At 49.8% G+C, this 1,533-nt stretch carries 1 protein-coding gene and 1 pseudogene; both read right to left on the bottom strand.

The features are described 5' to 3' along the window. Nucleotides 1-95 precede the first annotated feature (95 nt). A complete protein-coding gene (locus WI697_RS27440; protein WP_345960681.1) occupies nucleotides 96-1,040 on the bottom strand; it encodes a phytanoyl-CoA dioxygenase family protein in 945 nt (314 codons plus the stop codon). A 269-nt stretch (nucleotides 1,041-1,309) separates the two neighbouring features. Then, nucleotides 1,310-1,533, bottom strand: a pseudogene (locus WI697_RS27435) (ISAs1 family transposase); the annotation flags it as partial.

Genomic DNA, 1,533 nt, shown 5'->3' with positions numbered 1-1,533 from the left:
AGGCCGTTCATAAACCCGGCGGGTTTCCGTCGTCCACATTCTGTCCGCTCCCGTTTCCTCTGGCGCGGCAGAGAATCACAACGGATTCACCGGATTCAATAACCTTCCGGACGGGCTCTTACAGTCTTTGTATCACCAAAAGTGAGAAGCTTGATGTTCATTTGTCTCAGGCGCTCAGACAGCTCTGCCGGAAAGTTCGTTTTGCTCACTCCTCCGGAAAGCTCTATCTGCCGCAATTGACGCTTCATGTTATTGTTAGAAAAATCTATGGTAAACTGGTTTTCTATACCGAAAGTGAAAAAGAGAGACATTTTCTGCTGGTTGCGTCGTATTTCTACATATTTTTCACGTGCTCGAACAAATATCTCTGGATCTTGACGATGGGGATCCCTCCCCTTCAGAACTCGAGACATTTTTTGCATCAAGGATTCAATTGGATCTGGCAGATCACCACAATGAGATATGCGAACGTCAAAAATGACTATATCACCTGCACCTGAATGAATAGTTGTGATATCGCCGTCTGTGAGATTAGATGATTTGTGAGATCCACGGCGTACTTTTAGACCTGTATTATTATGGCTATGGTCTTGTAGATAAATACCAATCTTGTAGACCTTGCAAGAATCAACTCCTATGCAAGGCTGCGAAAAATAACTCCCATATCGTGTCTCACTGTCCTTATGCCAACCTGCAACCATGTTCATGTGCGCATCGCTATGACCAGTGTAGACCACTGAGGCGTCCACCAGGCTCCAGAGCACAACATTCAAGATGCGTTCGTGGCCAAAGACCCAAGCCAATTCCTCCATATCCGCTGCCACATTCGAACGGGTACGTCCTAGCCCAAGTCGAATACCCCTCTTCAACAGGAACTCTCCAGATTGCTGACGCATTCTACCAATCTCGTCCTCGGAAAACACTCCTTTAAGGACAGCAAAGCCGTTCGTCTGTATAGATGCTCGGAGATTTTCTTGAGCTGCACCTCCATTTTCCAGTTCATAGTAATCAAAAGTATCAACAACTTTATCCAAGATCATGGCGCGCCTGTCTCTCTGTGTCTCTGCTAGATGCATCTACATTCTATAGGCGTGTACTAGCTAGTGCTTTCTCCGGGCCGTGATATTCGCCGGAATATTTCGCCGAAGCGAAATTAAGGGTGGCGAGTGTAGTGTTTAGGCGCGGAATTCGTGTATGATTCTGATGCTGGAACAGTTCCACCACGGATCAGCTGAGTCCACGTCCTTCCGTCGCCGACAATACCGGACTCCCACCCCGCTTGTCACCGGTTCCCAGGGCTATCCCAGGGCTATCGCATTTGCCCGATGACGGATCGGGCGAATGCGTCGGACCATCCGGATCGCTTTCGCTTGCGACGGATGGAGATGGACGGCCTGGCCGTTTTGAGGACATTGAGGGCGAGTTTTCGGATGATGGCGAGGTTTTCCGGACCGTGGTCCTTGCGAGCGCGGGCCTCATCCTCGCGGAAGGTGGTGTCGAGAACCCAGTGCAGGCCGTTCTCGATGGCCCAGT

It is taken from the genome of Tistrella mobilis (genome assembly GCF_039634785.1).
GTDB classification, from domain to species: domain Bacteria; phylum Pseudomonadota; class Alphaproteobacteria; order Tistrellales; family Tistrellaceae; genus Tistrella; species Tistrella mobilis.
This window is presented reverse-complemented; position numbering and strand designations above follow the sequence as displayed.

Excerpts from the sequence above, each read along its gene's own strand:
- WI697_RS27440 (WP_345960681.1), bottom strand. The coding sequence starts at position 1,040 with ATGATCTTGGATAAAGTTGTTGATACTTTTGATTACTATGAACTGGAA.